This window comes from Methylobacterium longum, assembly GCF_022179385.1.
GTDB lineage: Bacteria > Pseudomonadota > Alphaproteobacteria > Rhizobiales > Beijerinckiaceae > Methylobacterium > Methylobacterium longum.
The window spans coordinates 83,744-99,749 of record NZ_BPQS01000013.1 but is presented as its reverse complement, the minus strand read 5'-3'; the positions used below and the strand labels follow the sequence as shown (position 1 = coordinate 99,749).

The following is a 16,006-nucleotide window of genomic DNA, read 5'->3' as shown; positions in this document are numbered from 1 at the left end:
GCGGCCCGGAGGCGCGCCTCTCCGCCACACGGTGCCGCAACGAAAAACGGGCGGCCCCGGAGGGCCGCCCGTTCCGGCCGCGCCGTCCCGAGGGGCGGTGCGCTGTCTCGATCGCTCAGCGCTTGCCGAGGTTGCCGAACCGCGAGTTGAAGCGCGAGACGCGACCGCCGCGGTCCAGCATCTTCTGCTCACCGCCGGTCCAGGCCGGATGGGTCAGCGGGTCGATGTCGAGGTTGAGGGTATCGCCCTCTTTCCCATAGGTCGAACGGGTCTGGTACTCGGTACCGTCGGTCATCACGACCTTGATGAAGTGGTAGTCGGGGTGCTCGGTCCCCTTGGCCTTTGCGGCCGCGTCCTTCGCCATGACCTTTGGTCCCTGATCTGGCACGCCGGCGGGAAGCGCAGGAGGCGCCGCCCGGCCCGGAATGCGGAAGATATCACCGGTTGCACCGAACCGCTGGTTCGTGGCAACGGCACGTCCAAGCCGACCGTGGTGGCGGCCCGCGGCCATTGAACACACGCAATCGGATGAGCGGCGGCGTATACCGCAGGCTTTCTCCGGTCACAAGCGCCGCGGACCGGATGGGGGGACTGACACGTGAGGCGTGATGGCCCGTAAGACCAAGGCCGCCGAAGGTCGGCCCAAAGCCCCGCTGAGCGCGCTTCGGCCGCTGATGCCCTTTGCCCTGCGCTACCGGGGGCGGATCGCCGCCGGACTCGTCGCCCTCATCTGTGCCTCGGCCTCGACGCTGGTCGTGCCGATCGCCATGCGCCGCGTGATCGACCACGGCTTCACCGTCGACGGCTCGGAGGTGATCGACGCCTACTTCCTGGCCCTGCTCGGCGTGGTGGCGGCCTTCGCGCTGTCGAGCGCGGCGCGCGTCTACACGGTGGTGACGCTCGGCGAGCGCGTGGTGGCGGACCTGCGCAGCGCCGTCTTCGCCCGTCTGACGATCCTCGATCCCGCCTTCTTCGACCGCGCGCAGTCGGGGGAGATCGTCTCGCGTCTCACGGCCGACGCGACGCAGATCAAGTCGGCCTTCGGCGTCTCGGTCTCGATCCTGCTGCGGAACCTGTTCCTGTTCGTGGGCGCCACCGCCATGATGGTGATCACGAGCCCCCGCCTCTCCGTGATGGTGCTGGCGGCGATTCCGCTGATCGTGTTCCCGCTGATCATCTCGGGCCGGGGCGTGCGCCGGCGCTCCAGGGCCGCGCAGGACCGTCTGGCGGATGCGTCCGCCTACGCCGCCGAGGCGGTGGGAGCCGTGCGGATCATGCAGGCCTTCGGGCGCTCGGCCATGACGGAGGCCCGCTTCGCCGCGGCGTCCGAGGACGCCTACGCGGCGGCCCGCGATTCGATCCGGGCGCGGGCCCTGCTGACCGGCGTGGCGATCTTCCTGATCTCCGCCTCGGTGGTCGGGGTGATGTGGTACGGGGCGCAGGGCGTCCTCAACCACTCCATGAGCGGCGGCGAACTCTCGCAATTCGTGCTCTACGCCGTCTTCGGCGCCGGGGCGCTGGGCCAGCTCTCGGAGGTGTACGGCGACCTCGCGATGTCGGCCGGGGCCGCGGAGCGGCTCACCGAGATCCTCGCCACGGAGCCCGCGATCCGCGCGCCCTCCCCCGCGCTTCCGCTGCCGGTGCCCGCACGCGGCGCCGTGGAGTTCGAGGCCGTGCGCTTCGCCTATCCGACGCGACCCGGCCATGCCGCCCTGGACGGCCTGGCCTTCGCGGCGGCGCCCGGCGAGCGCATCGCCCTCGTCGGTCCCTCCGGGGCCGGCAAGACCACGGTCTTCCAGCTGCTGCTGCGTTTCTACGACCCGCAGGGCGGCCGGATCCGGGTGGATGGCGCCGACATCGCGCAGGTCGATCCGGAGGCCCTGCGCGCCCGCATCGCCCTGGTTCCGCAGGACCCGGTGGTGTTCTCCGGCAGCGTCACCGAGAACATCCGGTACGGGCGCCCCGACGCCGGCGAGGCGGAGGTGCGGCGCGCGGCCGAGCTTGCCAACGCGCACGGCTTCATCGCCGCCCTGCCGCAGGGTTACGCGACCCAGGTGGGTGAACGCGGCGTGACGCTGTCGGGCGGCCAGCGGCAGCGCATCGCCATCGCCCGCGCCATTCTGAAGGATGCACCGATCCTGCTGCTCGATGAGGCGACCTCGGCGCTCGACGCGGAATCCGAGCGCGCGGTGCAGGCCGCCCTCGACACGCTGATGCAGGGCCGCACCACTCTGGTGATCGCCCACCGCCTCGCCACGATCCGCGCGGCGGACCGGATCCTCGTCCTTGACGATGGTCGCATCGTCGAGACCGGGACCCACGAGAGCCTGCTGGCCCAGGGCGCGCTCTACGCGCAGCTCGCGAACCTGCAGTTCACCGACGCGCTGGACGAGACCGCGCGCGGGAAGGAGCCTCGTATCCGGGCCGAGCGGCTGCCGGCCGGGGAGTAGACCGGGACAGGGGCTCGGCCGCGGTGTAGAAGCGTCGGCATGCCGACCCTCGATCTCACGCGCTTCCCGCGCCTGCCGCTCCTGACGCTTCCGACACTGATCGAGCCGCTCGACGGGTTGACGCGCCACCTCGGTGGGGCGCTCAACGGCGTGCGGATCTTCGTGAAGCGCGACGACGTGGCGGGGATCGGGCTCGGCGGCAACAAGCTCCGCAAGCTGGAATACCTGCTGGGTGCAGCCCGCGCCGAGGGGGCCGACACGGTGGTAACCGTGGGAGCGATCCAGTCGAACCACGCCCGGCTCACCGCCGCGGCCGCGGCCCGGGCCGGTCTCGCCTGCGAGCTGTTCCTGACCCGGAGCGTTCCGCGCGAAGATCCGGACTACACCGGAAACGGCAACCGCCTGCTCGACGACGTGTTCGGCGCCAAGGTCCATGAACTGCCTGGAGATGCGGATTCCGTGGCTGCCGCCGAGGCGCGGGCGATCGAACTCCGCGGGACGGGCCGCGGCGTCTACGTCTTTCCGTCCGGCGGATCGAGCCCGACCGGCTGCCTCGGCTACGTGAATGCCGCGGCCGAGATCCTGGCGCAGGCGGAAGCGCTCGGCCTGGATTTCGCGCAGATCATCACCGCCAACGGCAGCGCCGGCACCCATGCCGGCTTGGTGGCGGGGCTCGCCGCCATGGACCTCGACCCCCGGCTCGCGAAGTCCTTCGCGGTGCTCGCCGAGGAGAGCCGCGCCCGGGCGGAGGTGCTGGAGAAGGCCAACGCCACCCTCGCGCTGATGGGGTTGGAGCGGCGCGTGACCCCGGACGACATCAACCTCGACGGGCGCCACCGCGGCTCCGGCTACGGCATTCCCACGGAGGGCATGCTGGAGGCGGTCCGCTTGATGGCCCGCCACGAGGGCCGGCTGCTCGATCCGGTCTACAGCGGCAAGGCCTTCGCGGGCCTGCTCCACGACGTGCGCGCCGGCCTCTATCCGAGCGGTGCGGCGGTGCTCTTCCTGATGACCGGGGGAACCCCGGGGGTGTTCGCCTACAAGGACGCCCTGGCGGGCTGACGCGCGGCCTTTCCGCAGGCGGCGCGCGCATCCGCGTCACGGCGTCAGGTCGTGGAGGCTTTCGCGCATTCTCCGGCGGCGGTGGCGTCCCGCGACCGCTCCGCGGCAGCCTGGATCAGACCGACCTGAGACACGAGCGTCTCCGTCGCACGCGACATCTGTCCGGCCAAGCTCCGCACCTCGGCGGCGGCGACTGCGAAGCCTCGTCCGGCCGCGTCGGCGCGGCTCGCCTTCATCGAGGCCCGAAGCGCCATCAGGCTCGTCTGCTCGGCGATCGAGGCCAGCAGGCCGGTCAGGTCCTCCCGCGTGCTGCGCTCCGGGACCGCCGCCGGCCCGAACGCCGTCAGCTGTCTCAACCCCTCCTCGAAAACCCGCATGGCCGCCGCGATCGCCTGCGCGTCTTCGGAGGCGTCCGCACGCGACCCGACGTATCGTTCCGGCTCACGATGCGCGGCTAGGCCGGCGTCAGGCGTCCACGGGCCCCTGGCGCTCTGGGACTGGTTGGATTTTGACATCGGCCGCATCCCTCTCAGAACGCCGGCACCATGCTTTCACAAAGATAATTCTTGGTTAATCCAGGCCCTCTCGGGCAATCCCTCAAGCTTGCGACGCGCCCGCGGATGATTTTCCAGACCAACCCCGCCTATTCCCGACCGTCATTTGCTCTGGACACCGTGATCTCAGAGCGAGATCCTGCACACCTTGAGGCCAAGCATCCCGATCATTCCGGAATACCTCGAAGCCATTCCGGCATCCGCGGCCTCGAGCTCGGGAGCCGCAATCCGCCGAGGGGCTGCCGTGGCTCGGCCTATCGTTCCGTGAGCTTCATCTCGATCCGCCGGTTGCGGCCATAGGCCTCCTCGGTGGCACCGGTATCCAGGGGCTGGAACTCGCCGAAGGCGCCGGCCAGGAGATGCTGCGGCGGGATGCCCTTCCCGGCGAGATACTGCACCACCGCGATGGCGCGGGCGGCCGAGAGCGCCCAGTTCGAGGGGAATTGCGGCGTGTTGATCGGGCGCGCGTCGGTGTGGCCGTCGACCCGCAGCACCCAGGGCAGATCCGCCGGGATCTCCCTGGCGAGATCGGAGATCGCGCCGGCAATCCGGTCGAGTTCAGGGCCGGCCTCGGGCTTCAGAGAGGCGGAGCCCCCCGGGAATAGGACCTCGGATTGCAGCACGAACCGATCGCCGACCACGCGGATGTCCGAGCGGTTGCCGAGGATCTGCCGGAGCCGTCCGAAGAAGTCCGAGCGGTACCGGGCGAGTTCCTGGACCTTCTGGGCCAGCGCCACGTTCAGACGGCTGCCGAGTTCCGCGATGCGCGCCTGGGACTCGCGATCACGGCTCTCGGAGGCGGCCAGCGCATCCTCCAGCGCCGCCAGTTGGCGGCGCATGGCGCTGATCTGCTCGTTCAGGAGATCGATCTGGGACAAAGCCCGCTTCGTGGCACCGCGCTCGACCTCCAGTTGCCTGTCGAGTGGGGCTGCCGCGCCCTGGCTGACGGTGGCGGCCTCGGCCTGGGACTTGGCCTGATCGCGCTCGCTCTCGACCCCGGCCAGCGTCGTGCGAAGGTTGCGAGCTTCATCCTCCTGGCTGCGGCGGTTCGAACGCTCCAGAGCCAGCAGATCGGTGAGGTCCGCGATCTGGCGATTGAGCTTGGCCAAGGTCTCGTCCCGACCGGTCAGCTCCTGGGACAGGAAGAACTGCCCGACGACGAACACCGTCAGGAGGAACACGACGGACAGCAGCAGCGTCGCCAGCGCGTCGACGTAGCCGGGCCAGACGTTGAGGCTGTGCCGGGAGCGCGCCGCCCTGGAAGCCATTAGACCCGCTCCCGCCCGAGCCGGTCGAGCACCTGTTTCAACTCGCGCTCGCGGCTCGCCTGCGCCTCGACCCAGTCGCGGATCATCTGCTGCTCGGCCCGCATGTGCTGGACGAGGCCCTGGATGCCCTCGGCGAGGTTGGTCATGGCCAGTGTGGCGGCGCGGCTGCTCCCGCCCTCCGCCACCATGGCGGTCAGGCGATCCACGGCCTCCTTCAACTCCATGGACCCGAGGCTCGGCCCGGCCGCCAGGGCCGGCGTCCCGGCGACGGTCTCGCCGGACATCAGCCAATCCTGGAGCTCGTTGTGGAACCGGGCATGGGCTTGGCCCGCCTGCAGTTCCAGGAAGCCGGTGATCAGAGACGAGGCGAGACCGAACAGGGAAGCCGAGAAGGCGAGGCCGATCCCCGACAACGGAACCGCCAAGCCGGATTTCAGCTCGTCGAACATCACGCCGGCATCGCCGCCGCCGCGCATGCCCTTGATCACGCCCCCCACCGCCGAGAGGGTGTCAATCAGGCCCCAGAAGGTGCCGAGGAGGCCGAGCAGGATGAGGATGCCGGCGATGTAGCGCAGGATCTCGCGCCCCTCGTCGAGGCGCGCCGCGATGGTGTCGAGATAGCCCGCGGTACCCGGCAGGGTCGCCCCGGCGGCGCGGGCGGTGATCATCGGTGCCATGGGCGCGAGCAGGGCCGGCGGCCGCTTGGCCTGAGCACCCCGCGCCACGGCGTTGACGTAGGTGGTTTCGCGGTAAAGCCGGATCACCTGTCCGAACGCGATCAGCACCGCGATCAGCAGCACGCCCAGGATGAGGCCGTTGAGCCCGGGATTGGCCAGGAAGGCCGGGGTGATCTGCTTGAACAGGATGAAGGCCAGGAAACCGACCAGGGTCAAAAAGACCAGCATCCGTCCGAGATAGATCCCGGGCCGTGCCAGCGGCGCTCTCCTGTCTTCGCCGGTATCGCGGGCGGCCATCGGTCGCTCTAGCCTGATCTCGAGGTGGGGTCGCCGGCGGCGCCCGTCGCGGTCACTGTGGGGTGGGGCCCGCACGCGATCAAGTCACGCACAGGCCACGGTGGAAGCGTTCCCCATCGCGTTGCGAACGGAAACGGGGCCAGCCCCGTCGACGACGCGTGCACCTCCACCGAACCCGCGTCCCCTGCGGTGGCGTGCGTGTCAGTCCCAGAAATGCGGCCGGCTCTCCTCGAGATGCGGCCCGAGACGGACCGCGGCGACCTGCGTGGCGAGGCCGCGCGCATCCAGCTCCACGGCGATACCGCTGAGGGTCCCCTCCCCGCCGGCAACCTCCCAGCGGGAGCCCGGCGTCTTCTGGATCATGCGGCGGATCGGCTCGTCCTTCTGCATGCCGATCACCGAATCGTAGTCGCCACACATGCCCGCATCCGACATGTAAGCGGTCCCACCCGGCAGGATCCGGTGGTCGGCGGTCGGGGTGTGCGTGTGGGTCCCGACCACGAGGCTCGCGCGACCGTCGAGGTAATGGCCGAAGGCCTGCTTCTCGCTGGTCGCCTCGGCGTGGACGTCGACCACCACGGCATCGGCGGCCGCGCCGAGGGGGCAGGCGTCGATCTCGCGCTCGACGGCGGCGAAGGGATCGTCCATGGCGTCGAGGAAGACCCGGCCCATCACGTTCACCACGAGCACGCGGGCGCCGTCCTGCGTCTCGATGACGGTCGCGCCGCGGCCGGGGGTTCCGGGCGGATAGTTCGCCGGCCGCACCAGCCGCGGCTGGCGCGCGATGAACACCAGAGCCTCGCGCTGGTCGAAGCTGTGGTTGCCGAGTGTCACGGCATCGGCGCCGGCCTGGATCAGCTCGTCGCAGATCGACTCGGAGATGCCGAAGCCGCCGGCCGCGTTCTCGCCGTTGACGACCACGCAGTCGAGGCGCCAGCGCTCGCGCAGGCGCGGCAGTTGCTCGCAGACCGCAATCCGGCCCGAACGCCCCACGACGTCGCCGAGGAAGAGCAGGCGCATCGGTCAGGCCGCTCCGGCGCAGCGGATCACACCGGCCTCGGTGATCACGAAGCGGAGTGGTTGGTCGTGCGGCTCGGCCGGCACCTGCGCCACTTCCTGGGCGGCGAAGCCGATACCGACGGTGAGGACGGGGTGGGTGCGCGACAACCGGCTGATCGCGCCGTCGTAGTAGCCGCGGCCGTAGCCGACGCGCTGTCCGGATCGGTCGAAGGCGGCGAGCGGCACGATCAGCGCGTCCGGCTCGACGGGCGGAAGCGACGGGTCGGGCTCACTGAGACCGAAGCGGCCGGCGACCAGCGCGTCCCCGGCGCGCCATTCCCGGAAGACGAGACCATCCGGCGTAACATGCGGCAGAGCCACCCGCTGGCCCCGGGCGAGCAGCCCCTTGGCGGCGGGACGTGGATCGGCCTCGCTGCGGATCGGCCAGAAGGCACCGATCAGCTGTGCCGCGGCGAGTTCCGGCAGCGCCAGGAGCGCGCCCACGATCGACGCGGAGGCGGATTGCCGGGTGGCCGGATCGAGGGCGTCGCGGGCGGCGAGAGCCGCGCGACGGAGATCCGCCTTTTGCGCGGCGCCAGCGGCGCTGGTGTGAAGATCAGGGGAGTGCGGAGCCACGTGAGCCGTTGGAGGATCGATCCCGGGAAACCTACAGCGTAGGTGGGCGCCGTGTTGGCCAGGTCCAGGGACGAGGCCAGGGACAGCTCCCGAGGGAGTCGATAAGGCCCCGGGGATAGTGCTCCTGACGAACTCTGCAGCCCCGCCTCCAACATGTAGCGGGCCGAGTGCGTTCCCGCCAGGGCCGCGCGAAATGAAAATGGCGCCGCCGTCGGTTCCAGCTCCTGCGCGACCGGCCGACGGAGGGCTGCTCAGTCCGGCTGCCGGAACCCGGTGCCCGGGACCGGCTCGGGCGGCCGGGCGGGCGGGCGCCGGAAGCGGGAGGGCACGCGGAGTCGGGGCGCGCGGGCGGACCCGTCGATGCATTCGATCCCGCCGCCGGCATTCACCGTGTGGAGGCGGCTGCCGGGCCACGTCGGGCCGGTCGTGACGCGGGCGGTGATGGACTGAGCGAAGCTCTCTTGATCGAGGCGGTCGATGCGGGCCAGCGCCAGGGCGCGGCCATACCCCTTGGCGCAATCCTGGACCGGGCGGATCAGCTGTCCGCCGCGCGCGACGATTCGGCCAGCGGGCCGCGCGAAGGATGGATCGACGAGCACGGGATTGGCAGGATGGGGTGTGTAGGGCCCCAGAAAGTCGGGCGCGGACCAGAGGTGGAGCGCGTCGTGGAAGGACCCCCATCCGGCCGGGGCATCGCGCTCCGCGTCGCGGACGGTGGCGAAGATCCACCAGCGGCCCCCATGCTCGACCAGCGTCGCATCGCTCGCCACCACCCCGGCAAGGAGCGTGGCCTCCTTGACCCAGCCTCCGGGGAAGCGCGTCGCGCGATAGAGGTCGACCGTGCCGGCCGCGGAGCTTTCCGGCACCATCCAGATGCTGCCCGCGCGCTCGAACACGAACGGATAGGAGAGGTGATGGGCCTCCTCCAGGACCGGAACGGGCGTCCCCTCGGGGCCGTCCGGGCCGAATCGAACCGTCGAGATGATCGCCTTGCCGGTCGCGTGCGGGAAATCCTCGACGAAGAGGTGCGTTGTGCCGTCGACGGCGATCGGAAAGGGATCGGCGTAGAAGCGCCGGCCATCATCCGGCAGGACGGTCCAGGTCGCTTCGGGAAGCCGCCCGAGGGTGATCAGGTCGGGTCCGTTCAGGGGGCGCCAGCCGCACCGCCAGTGGGGAGCGTTGTAGCAGATGCGATACAGGCGGTGGATGAGCGCACCGGCCAGCATGCGTGCCGCCCGCGCCCCGAGCGACGGGACCGTCAGGGCGCGGCCGCGGGCTGCCGTCCCGTCGCACCATGCGGCAGTCTGGCGCCGGCCACCGGGTCCGGTGAGCCGCTGCCGAAGGGTCGCCGTGACCAGAGTCACCGTGCGGGCCAGCGCGTCGTCGAAACTGGCGAGCACGATCCCCGGCCGGTCCGAACCGAGGCGGCCCTGGGCGAGAACGCTCCCGTCCTCGACCAGAGCGACCTGCGGCACTGCAGCCGCGAGCAGGCTCGCGAGCAGAGCCTCTTCGCCACGCCGTCCATCGAACGCGAGCTGCCAAGTCGCGGCCCCGGTGGGACGGTCGCCACAGAGGTCGAGCACGAGATCCGGCTTGGAGTCGTCACGGCGCCATGGGGCGAGTTCGGCGACGGGCAGGTCGTCCGAGCCCGTCGGCGACACGCCGTGGACCAGCGCCTCGAGCTTGAACAGCAGGTCCGCCGCGCTGGGCCAAGCCGCCGGTGCCGGTGCATCGTCGATGCTGACGGCGTGGATCCCGGGCAGGCCGGCGATCCGCCGCAGGAGAGCGGCATGCCAACGACGCGGTCGCGCCCCGTCGAGTCGAACTCTCACATGCATCGATGCGCGCTCCCGCTCGGGGCGGTGCTTCGTCGGTTAACGAACTCAGCTCCTATCTACTCCTCGAACCGTAACGGGAGTCATAACCCAACAGAGAGCGGCTCCGCATGGTTGGGATATTCACCATCCTCTCAGTAAACCACACGCTTTCTGGGAGCGATCGCAGTCTTGAGGGCTTGCCAAGTGCCTGCGCGACTCTTGCAGGGTGGATCGTGATCCGCCAACGGCTGATCCAGATCGAGACGACGGTGACCGATCGTGACACAGATGGACCATAACATCGCTGTCGCGACGTGGTTGGCTCCCGTGCAGACACAGCACACCGAACGGCCCGGCTCACGCCGGCAGGATACCACCGCCGAGGTCGGCGACCTGTGGCGTATCCTGTGGCGGCGCAAGGGACTCGTGTTCGGCACGGCCCTGCTGCTCGGCCTGGCAGTTCTGGCCTACGCGCTCATCACGCCGTCCCTCTACACGGCGGCCGGCCAGATCCTGATCGACCCGCGGGACCGGCAGGTCGTCTCCAACGACGTCAATCCGGGTGCGCTCTCCCCGGACGGCGGCATCGCGCAGGTCGAGAGCCAGGTGAAGGTGATCGAGTCGGATGCGGTGCTGGGGCGTGCCGTGGCCCAGGTGGGCCTGGATTCGGAGCCGGGCTTCGGGATTCCGCAGGACACCGCCCTCGCCCGGGGCTTGGCCGCGCTGCGAGGAATGATCACCGGTCCGCAGCCGGAGCGACGTGCCGATCCGCGCGGCCGGGCGCTCGACCAGCTGCGCCGCAAGCTCGCTGTGAAGCGCGCCGACAAGGTGTTCGTGATCGACGTGATCGTCACCACGACGGATCCCGATCTGTCGGCGCGCATCGTCAATGCAATCGCCAACGCCTATCTGGTGGACCAGACGGAAGCCCGCTCCGACGCCGCCAAGCGCGCCGCCGGCGATCTGCGCGGGCGCCTCGACGAGTTGCGCGGCGCCGTCAGCCTCGCGGACAAGAAGCTGGAGGATTACAAGGCACAGAACGGACTGATCACCTCCAGCGGGCGGCTCGTGAACGAGCAGCAGCTCACCGATTCGAACGCCCGGCTCGTCGCGGCCCGGGCCCGGACGGCGGAGGCCAAGGCGCGTCTGCAGGGCATTCGTGATGCGCGGGGCAACGCGATCGGGTCCGGCGCGATGCCGGAGGCGGTTCAGTCGGCGGCGATCGACCGCCTGCGCGGCCAATATGCCGAACTTGCCGCCAAGGAAGCCGACCTGCGCACCAACCTCGGCGAGCGCCACCCCTTCATCGCCGCCGTGCGCACGCAGATGCAGGACGTGCGCCGGCTGATCGACGCCGAGCTGAACCGCATCGCCGGCGCAGCCGAGACCGAGTACCAGCGGGCCCAGTCGAACGAGCGGACCCTGACGGCCGAGCTCGAGCGACTTCAGCGGCAATCCGCGTCCACCGCCAAGTCGTCCGTGCAGCTCCGGGAATTGGAGCGCGAGGTGGAGGCGTCGCGTTCGGTCTACAACAACTTCCTGGTGCGCGCCCGCGAGATCAAGGAGCAGACCAGCATCGACAGCTCGAACGCCCGGATCATCACCGCGGCCCGCCCCCCGCAGGATCCGAGCTGGCCGCCCCGGTTGATCCTGATCGCGGCTGCGCTCGCGGGCGGGCTCGGCCTGGGCGCCGGCCTCGCGCTGACCCGGGAATACCTCGCGCCCACGGTGCTGTCGCCGCGCCAACTGGAGTGGATCGCGAACGCGCCGGTCGTGGCGATCATTCCGGGCCTGCGGCCGCGGGGGGCCAACGCGGCCGCGGCGAGCTTCACCCTCGACCACCTCGCGGCGACCTCGAGCAGCGCTGGATCCTCGCTGGCGCTGCTGGTGACCTCGGGTGAATCCGACGAAGCCGAGCGGCGCGCCGTGATCCGGCTGCTCGCCTCCGTGGCGGTCGGCCGCGGTGACCGGGTGCTCCTGGTCGATGCGGACCTGCGCTCTGACGGATCGAGCGCCGGAGGGCTTCTCGATGTCCTTCGCGGCGAGCAGAGCCTGAACGCGGTGATCCAGACCGATACCAAGTCGGGCGCGCGGCGGATCGGCCTCGGCGACACGGAGAAGCCCCTCCGCGATGCCCTCACCCCCGACAACATCACGCGGTTCCTCGCCGGCGTGAAAGGACGGTTCGAGCTGGTGATCCTCGACGGCGGCGTGCTCACGGAAAACCTGCGGCTCGGCCCGCTGGCGACCGCCGCGGACCGGTTGCTGCTGGTCGCCTGCAACGGGGCCACGCGCCAGCGCGACCTCATCGAGCTGGTCGATACGTCGGAGGCCCTGGGTCGGCCGATCTCGGGCTCCCTGCTGCTGCGGAAGCGCAGCGCGTGAGAACCGTCCGGCAGCCGGCCCTCGGCTACCGCTACGGGACGCGGCAGCGGTCCGGCGGGCTGGCGCGCGCGGTCGCGCGGGTCGAGTCGCTCGCCTACGTCCTCTGGGTGCTGGTGCTCGTCGGGATCTCGGGCGGCCTCCTCTGGGCGTTGGGAATCAATTACGACGGGATCAGCGGCTCGGCGCCCTCCAAGATCCATCCGGCCACGTACCTGGCAGTGGTTCTGGTCGGCTGGACGCTGATGCGCGCCGGAAACCCGGTGATCCCAGTGGCGCAGGCTCTTAATCGCCGTCCGGCCTGCGTGTTGCTCGCGGTCTGCGGCGTGCTGCTCCTCGTCCTGATCGCCGCCCGCGGCGGGACCGGACTGGCCGGCTCGATCGACACGTTCGTGCTCGCCGGCCTCGTGCCGATTCTGCTCCTGGACCGCGATCCGGTGACCCTGGGTCGGCTGGAATCCGTATTCCACGGGGTGATGCTGGCAAATGCCCTGCTGGGGCTCTTCGAGCTCGCCAGCGGCCAGCGCTTCTTTCCGTTCCGCTTCGACGGCATGGCGTTCGAGACCGACACTCGTTCGGCGGCGCTCCAGGGCCATCCGCTCGCCAACGCCACGATGACTGCCTGTTACGTCCTGGCCCTCGCCCGGGGCGGCGGCCGGCTCGGGCCTGGCTCGCGCGCCGGCATGATCACCCTGCAACTCGTGGCCCTGGTGACGTTCGGCGGTCGCTCCGCCACCGTGACGACCCTGGTCCTCGGTACCGGCGTCGGCCTCGCCGCGCTCAACCGCACCCTGCGCGGGGGCCGGGTCCCGCTCGTTGGGGCCGCCTGCGCGTGCTTCGCCCTGACGATTCTGCCGGTCGCCGTGGCCGTTCTGGCCGCTGCGGGCTTCTTTGACACGCTGCTGAGCCGGTTCGTGTCCGACGGCGGCAGCGCCCAGGCGCGGGTCGACATGCTGGCGATCTTCGACGCGATCCCATTCCGTGAGCTTCTACTCGGCCCCGACATGCTCCAAGTCAGCACCCTGCGCCGGATCTACGGCCTGGAATGGGGCATCGAGAACTCGATCATCTCCGACGTGCTCTATCACGGCATTCTCGTGACTGCAGTCCTGGTGCTGGCCGTCGGGCTCTACCTCACCGAGATCGCCCGGTCCTGCCGCCGTGGGGTCTGGCTGCCGATCCTGACCTTCGTGATCCTGGTCAACACCTTCGAGGGGCTGGCCGGCAAGACGACGATGCTCGCCAAGTTCGCGCTGATGCTCATCCTGCTGTTCCCCCGGTCCCGGGCCGACGGGGAGGCCTGAGGACGGCTCAGCGCCGGCTCCTGAGCCCGAGCGCGGCCACGAGCGCGGGATCGGCCGTATGGGCCTCGTCCATCAGGCCGAGGCCGTCGAACAGGTTCCAGAACGACCACGCGAAGCCCGCGCGCTCCGCAGCCTCGCGCACGTCACGGATGTAGGCGGCCCGGTCGGGTGCGCGCGCCGCCGTGTAGCGGGCGTCGGTGCGCAGGGCACCGAACTCGCCCACCAGCACGTGCCCGGGCCGGATCCCGTAGAGATCGGCCCATGTCGAGACCGGAGCCATCGCGGCAACCAGATAGGCGGGCCCGGGCTGCGCCTCAAAATATTCCCGCAGCTTCCCTTCGATCATCGTGAGGTCGCGCGCCTTCTCGGCCCCAGAAACCGCACGGTCGGAATCCATCTGGGCCCGGACCGCAGCCAGGGTCTCCCGCAGGCTGCCGCCCGAGCCGGGCCAGGGCACCGCGTTGAGCCACCGGTAGAACGGCTCCTCGGTGAGCCACGGCGCACCCTGGTGGGAGAACAGGTACGGCTCGTAGAAGTGGAAGGTGTAGAGAAGCGGCGCATAACGCGCGAGGGGTGCGGGATCGAGCGCCGTGAGCCCAGCGACGAGGCTGCCGCAGGAGCCGGTTGCCACGAGGGTGAGCGACGGGGCGGCCGCGCGGGCCACGGCCAGGAGTTCGGCCTGTACGCGGTTCCACGCCTCGGCACCGCAGGCCTGCGGCGGCTCGTTAACGGGCTCCAGCGCCGTACGGTCGCTCCCCTTGCGGGCGCACAGGCGGGCCAGTTCGGCCACGAAATCCCGGTAGAGCGAGAACAGCGGCGCCCGATCTGAGCCGTAGAAGGCGTCCGGCGTGAAGTGGTGGGTTGCCGCATTGGCCTGAACGTTGAGCAGGACGCGCATCCCGGTCGCCAGGACCGCGTCGATTGCGGCCGACAGGCTGCCGAGGAGTTCGGCCCGCCGGTTGTTCGTGAAGGCCACGAAGGGACCGGGATCGATGGGCAGCCGGACGAAGTCGAAGCCGAGGCCCGCGAGCCGGCGCAGGTCTCCGTCGCTGGGAATCGGGCGGTCCGCCTGGAATGGCGGCCACGCGTAATCGATGCGCGGTGCCGGGAACTCGGTGGTGAGCGAGAACCACGGCCAGAGGGCGATGCCCCGGCGCAGCGACAGGGGCTCGGCGGCGGCGCGCGCCGGCCGTGCAAGCGCGCCCGCGGCGGCCAGTCCACCCGCCAGCAGCACCCGGCGGCTGGCCGTCACCAGCCCGTTCCGGCCGTGGCACGGTCCGGCGCCACCTCGGGGATGGCGGCGTCCCGTGCGGGTATCCGTGTCGGCGGATAGCCGCCGACCTGCCGCAGTGCATCCTCGTAGGCCGCCAGCACGTCGTCCCAGCGGAAGCGCTCGGCGCGTCGCCGGGACGCCTCCCGGGCGGCGGCGACCGCGGGCGCGTCGACGAGCACCCGTTCGATGACGGCGGCGCAGCTATTCGCATCCGAGAAGTAGAACTGCCCGTCGCCGGCCGTGCCGCGGTTGAACGGGTTGTCGTGCGCGATCACGGCGCTGCCGGCCCACAGGGCCTCGACCAGCGACGGGTTCGTGCCGCCCACCGTATGGCCATGGAGGTAGGCTCGCGCGTGCACCCGCAGAGCCTGCACCTGAGTGGCCTCGTAGATGGCACCCGGGAACAGGACCTCGTCCGAGGCGGCGTCCTCGACGGCGCGGTGATAGGGATTGCCCACGTTCATCGTGCCGAGGACGACGAGCCGCATGCCCCGGGGACGCCGCGAGAACGCCTCGACGATCGTCAGGATGTTGTTGTCCGGCTCGATGCGGGCGATCGAGACGAGGTAACGGTCGGGCTGCAGGCCGAGCGGCGGCGATCCGAGCCCCGCCGGCGGCGGGTCTCCGCCGTAGGCGATCGTCGCGATGGCCCGTCGCGGGCGCCGCCGGGCGAGGTGGTCGGCCATGATCGGATGGTCGGCCACGAGCCGCTGCGAGGACCAGGCCGCGATCCATTCGCTGACGTAGAAGTACGCCCGGACGGGCAGCGACCATTTCGGCCTGCGCCATTCGATCCCGTCCATGTTGGTCAGGATGCGTCCGCCGCGAGCCCGCAGGTAGGGAAGGAACGCGGCACCGTTATAGCCGAGCACGAGGCACACGCCGCCCCTTGCCGCCGCGTCGTGGACGCAGAACGCGTCGAAGGCGAGCGTCGCCGCCGGACCGCGCAGGCCGATTTCCACGGTGATCAACTCGATGCCGTTCCAGTCGCTCGACCGGATACGTTTCTCCACGCGCCCAACCTCGCTCTGGCAATAGACGCCGACATGCCAGCCCCGGGCGGCCAGATAAACGGCCAAGCGCTCCGCGAAAGTCTCAAAGCCGCCATGTGCTGCCGGAATTCCGCGCGTTCCGAGGATAAGCACTTCGAGTGCGCGGTCAGGCATCGTCCTTCCTTCCCATTTTGCTGATCCTATTGTAAGTCGTCGCAAGTAACCGGTCTATGAAATCAATTTTGCAACTTAAAGTTGCGAGTCAATTTTAGAACATATCACCATGGTAGATAAA

General features: G+C 70.3%; 13 protein-coding genes and 1 other RNA gene. 4 read left to right on the top strand and 10 right to left on the bottom strand.

The window, feature by feature from the left end; all coding sequences use genetic code 11:
* Window positions 1-115 precede the first annotated feature (115 nt).
* Window positions 116-364 carry a 50S ribosomal protein L31 gene (gene rpmE / locus MFF58_RS14150; RefSeq protein ID WP_012322259.1) on the bottom strand — a complete coding sequence of 83 codons (249 nt, stop codon included), beginning with the start codon at window positions 362-364 and terminating at the stop codon, window positions 116-118.
* A 244-nt stretch (window positions 365-608) separates the two neighbouring features.
* On the opposite strand from rpmE, the gene MFF58_RS14145 reads away from it, so the two are divergent.
* The gene (locus MFF58_RS14145; RefSeq protein ID WP_238288976.1) at window positions 609-2,450 is read left to right on the top strand and encodes an ABC transporter transmembrane domain-containing protein; all 1,842 of its coding nucleotides are present in this window, start codon (window positions 609-611) and stop codon (window positions 2,448-2,450) included.
* Window positions 2,451-2,489: 39 nt separating this feature from the next.
* Entirely contained in the window at window positions 2,490-3,512 is a 1,023-nt protein-coding gene (locus MFF58_RS14140; protein WP_238288974.1) for a D-cysteine desulfhydrase family protein, read from the top strand.
* A 44-nt stretch (window positions 3,513-3,556) separates the two neighbouring features.
* On the opposite strand, the gene MFF58_RS14135 is transcribed toward MFF58_RS14140, so the two are convergent.
* From MFF58_RS14135 to MFF58_RS14105, 7 genes are all read right to left on the bottom strand, one after another.
* Complete coding sequence (locus tag MFF58_RS14135; protein ID WP_238288972.1) at window positions 3,557-3,868, bottom strand: methyl-accepting chemotaxis protein; 312 nt, start codon at window positions 3,866-3,868, stop codon at window positions 3,557-3,559.
* A gap of 452 nt (window positions 3,869-4,320) precedes the next feature.
* Entirely contained in the window at window positions 4,321-5,334 is a 1,014-nt protein-coding gene (locus MFF58_RS14130; protein ID WP_238288969.1) for a peptidoglycan -binding protein, read from the bottom strand.
* Complete coding sequence (locus tag MFF58_RS14125) at window positions 5,334-6,308, bottom strand: MotA/TolQ/ExbB proton channel family protein (protein WP_238288967.1); 975 nt, start codon at window positions 6,306-6,308, stop codon at window positions 5,334-5,336. The genes MFF58_RS14130 and MFF58_RS14125 overlap by 1 nt, the downstream gene beginning before the upstream one ends.
* A 201-nt stretch (window positions 6,309-6,509) precedes the next feature.
* Complete coding sequence (locus tag MFF58_RS14120; protein ID WP_238288955.1) at window positions 6,510-7,328, bottom strand: TIGR00282 family metallophosphoesterase; 819 nt, start codon at window positions 7,326-7,328, stop codon at window positions 6,510-6,512.
* Window positions 7,329-7,331: 3 nt separating this feature from the next.
* Window positions 7,332-7,943, bottom strand: a complete 612-nt coding sequence (locus MFF58_RS14115) for a 5-formyltetrahydrofolate cyclo-ligase (RefSeq protein WP_238288947.1) — start codon at window positions 7,941-7,943, stop codon at window positions 7,332-7,334.
* A non-coding RNA gene (gene ssrS, locus MFF58_RS14110) (6S RNA) lies at window positions 7,933-8,089 on the bottom strand. The genes MFF58_RS14115 and ssrS overlap by 11 nt, the downstream gene beginning before the upstream one ends.
* Before the next feature lie 105 nt (window positions 8,090-8,194).
* Window positions 8,195-9,781 carry a glucosamine inositolphosphorylceramide transferase family protein gene (locus MFF58_RS14105; RefSeq protein WP_238288937.1) on the bottom strand — a complete coding sequence of 529 codons (1,587 nt, stop codon included), beginning with the start codon at window positions 9,779-9,781 and terminating at the stop codon, window positions 8,195-8,197.
* A gap of 306 nt (window positions 9,782-10,087) precedes the next feature.
* Between MFF58_RS14105 and MFF58_RS14100 the strand changes: the two genes are divergently transcribed.
* Together MFF58_RS14100 and MFF58_RS14095 are read left to right on the top strand one after the other, a co-directional pair.
* A complete protein-coding gene (locus MFF58_RS14100) occupies window positions 10,088-12,145 on the top strand; it encodes a GumC family protein (RefSeq protein WP_238288935.1) in 2,058 nt (685 codons plus the stop codon).
* Entirely contained in the window at window positions 12,142-13,446 is a 1,305-nt protein-coding gene (locus MFF58_RS14095) for a VpsF family polysaccharide biosynthesis protein (RefSeq protein ID WP_238288933.1), read from the top strand. The genes MFF58_RS14100 and MFF58_RS14095 overlap by 4 nt, the downstream gene beginning before the upstream one ends.
* Window positions 13,447-13,453: 7 nt before the next feature.
* Here MFF58_RS14095 and MFF58_RS14090 read toward each other — a convergent pair whose 3' ends face one another.
* Complete coding sequence (locus tag MFF58_RS14090) at window positions 13,454-14,698, bottom strand: glycoside hydrolase family 5 protein (protein WP_238288919.1); 1,245 nt, start codon at window positions 14,696-14,698, stop codon at window positions 13,454-13,456.
* Window positions 14,695-15,885, bottom strand: a complete 1,191-nt coding sequence (locus MFF58_RS14085) for a DUF1972 domain-containing protein (protein ID WP_238288916.1) — start codon at window positions 15,883-15,885, stop codon at window positions 14,695-14,697. Before MFF58_RS14085 ends, MFF58_RS14090 begins: the two co-directional genes overlap by 4 nt.
* Between the last annotated feature and the right edge of the window lie 121 nt (window positions 15,886-16,006).